Origin of the sequence: Brevibacillus panacihumi W25, assembly GCF_000503775.1 — a bacterium.
GTDB classification, from domain to species: Bacteria; Bacillota; Bacilli; order Brevibacillales; family Brevibacillaceae; genus Brevibacillus; species Brevibacillus panacihumi_A.
Window position 1 is genome coordinate 1 of sequence record NZ_KI629788.1, and the last position, 2,671, is coordinate 2,671.

2 protein-coding genes are annotated in these 2,671 nt (G+C 42.0%); one reads left to right on the forward strand and one right to left on the reverse strand.

The window, feature by feature from the left end; all coding sequences use genetic code 11:
* Nucleotides 1-87: 87 nt before the first annotated feature.
* Nucleotides 88-594 carry a 2'-5' RNA ligase family protein gene (locus T458_RS55890; protein ID WP_031306400.1) on the reverse strand — a complete coding sequence of 169 codons (507 nt, stop codon included), beginning with the start codon at nt 592-594 and terminating at the stop codon, nt 88-90.
* Between the two features lie 797 nt (nt 595-1,391).
* Between T458_RS55890 and T458_RS55895 the strand changes: the two genes are divergently transcribed.
* Nucleotides 1,392-1,922, forward strand: coding sequence for a hypothetical protein (locus T458_RS55895; protein ID WP_023555610.1), 531 nt, complete (start codon nt 1,392-1,394; stop codon nt 1,920-1,922).
* Nucleotides 1,923-2,671: the final 749 nt, after the last annotated feature.

The following is a 2,671-nucleotide window of genomic DNA, read 5'->3' on the forward strand; positions in this document are numbered from 1 at the left end:
TAAATGAACCGCCGTATACCGAACGGTACGTACGGTGGTGTGAGAGGACGGGGGTTAGTCACCCCCTCCTACTCGATTGGGTTTCGACTACGGAAAAGAGACAGCAAAATCGATGATTGACAGCCCGTTATGATCGATCCTTTCGACAATTACCTGGCTGACTCGTGTTTCAAAACGATGATTAAAAGAACGTGTGTCTTTGAGTGCTTCTTCTACATCATGCTCATGTTTGAGTCTTCCAACGGTCAAATGGGGGAGATAGGTATGCATGTAGCTGCGATATGTAACCAGAGGCCCCGTATAGAGCTTATCATGCAAAGCAATGATTTGATCGTTGCCCTGTTTCACATTTAAGAATAGATAGTGATCATTGGAAGCTGTGATTTCTTCCAAGCGGATGAGAAATGGCTGAAACCCGGTTACGGCTTGTTTCACATGATGATGGAGATCGGTGTTTGTGATATCGCTTTCAAAAGGATAAACCAGCGTGATATGAGGAGATATGCAAGTGTACAAGGGATCGTATTTTTTTCGGACTGATTGGATCAAATCAACCTGTTCAAGTTCCGGAAAAATGTGAATCGCTCGCTCCAAGGTAACACCTCCCTTTGCTTCTTTCCCCACAGGCCAAAATTTGATTTCCATTATTATGAATCGGCTATACTGAATTGGACAGTTCACTTAAGGTATAGTAGATTCGAATTAAATCGTAAAAGGACCGAGAGAATGTCATGAGTAAACGTGATCGTCGAGCATTCATAGAGGAGTTAAAGCCATGCGCCTGTTCTTTCAAGGAGATTTTCAATTCTATCGTAACATAAAATATTGGAATGCTTACAATATATGAGAGACTGAAATAATAAGGCATATGTGAATCTTCCGTACTATAAAAGACACTTAACCTGTTTTTTTGCAAGTAAAATACTCAGTTTTGCAGCTGAAATTGCCTAAGCACTTGATAGCCGCTTTAAGCAATTGAGGAATCCGATCCATGGTTTGCTTTGCGAAAACTTTCGCGCGTGATTGAGAAGATATGATTGTTTTACACTAGGCGATCAACTAGAGACGAGGTAAGCTTCGCTAATTTGTCACAAACCTAAAGTTAGGAGGAAGTAGTGATGCTAGCAAGTGCTTTTTTGTATTTTTACCCTACAATATTACCTACTTCTACTATAGCAATGAACAGTCTGAGATCTGTTAGATAAGGTGACCAAACCAGCGATTAGTTGGAATCAGAGTTCATTTAGCTTTGAATTGGGCCTGTAACTAAGCGAGCTATGAAAGCAGATGATGGCCCCTGATTAATATTTTTTAAGAGGTTGTTCAATCGCCATATTTTTTTCCTATATAAGTGAGATCGAAGATCTCAAAAAAAAGGAGGAATGGAAAATATGGCAAGGAAAACATTTTCTCGTAATTTGCGTGTTGAATACTTTGGTCAAGGAGACTCGCCTTGGGGTAGTCGCAAAACTTCCTGTAAGGATACTATGAGAAGTGAAGGTTGTATTATTACATCAGTTGCTATGATCTTCAAAAAATATGGAGACTCAGTTGATCCAGGTATTTTATTGGATGACATGCAACCTAAGGATTGTCCGTTTGATTGGTGGGTTGCCGCTTCGGTTTATAATCATACCTATGAGGGAAAAACATCTGGTACCTTTAAGCAACTAAGAGATGAAATTTTTGACTTGGTTTATGACCAACGTATTCCTATCATGCTCCGTGTTCCTAATCATACGGTTGTTGCGGTTGGCTTTCAGGGAACACTCTCAGTTGACGAAGACGGAAATCCAAACTACAATGAGATCACGCCCAGTATGATTCTTGTAAATGATCCTGGGAAAGCAAGCAATAAAACTTTACAAGACGTTATTGATCAGCGTGGTGATTTTGAGTATTACAATTATTACACTGAATAAAAATTAATATCGATTCTCTAAACGTAGACGAGCCATAGAAAGAAATTTCTAAGGCTCGTTTTCTGTGCGCCCAGCATGGGCGATAGCTCTAGGGTGTAAGTCCCGAACGGGGGTTGGCTGTACCAACCGTTAGCTCAAGGCAAGGGTGTCCACCGCGAGGTGGAATTTGAAGGAAGCCGGCGGCAAAGTCCCGACCTGAGGTACACGAACCCAATTCGAGGCTGTTGTATTCGGGCGAGTCTGCAGAACAAGGCAAAGCCCCATACAGCCTAGGAATACAGCAGGAAACTTGGGCAGGTACATGGGATGAAAGTTATCGCTCTTACCTGGGGAGGTCTGCATGTAACGCCTTCAAATGTTGGTAACCGTCTCCGTAAGGAGATGCTGAACATGCAGAAGTCAGCAGAAGCCATAGTACCCAAGTAAAGGACGCTTGAACGGGAAAGGGCTGAACATTAAGTCAATACATCCGCTAATCACTTTCGTGATGATACGTTGAAGCAGAATTCCGTAAGGAACTACTCTTGGAGAATAAGGGTGAAGCCCTGAGGGTACAGGAGAGGGCTGAGTATTGTCCGGCAAGACTAGAAGGATGTATGCGGAGGAAAGGGTATCGTTTATGGAGTTGTTGGGGAAAGTCCTATCACGGGAAAATCTATTAGTGGCACTCTGTTTTTGGCAAGTAAGAAATGTATCAAATGGCAATTAAAAATGTACCACTTGCCAACCCCTAAATTATTTACCGTGTA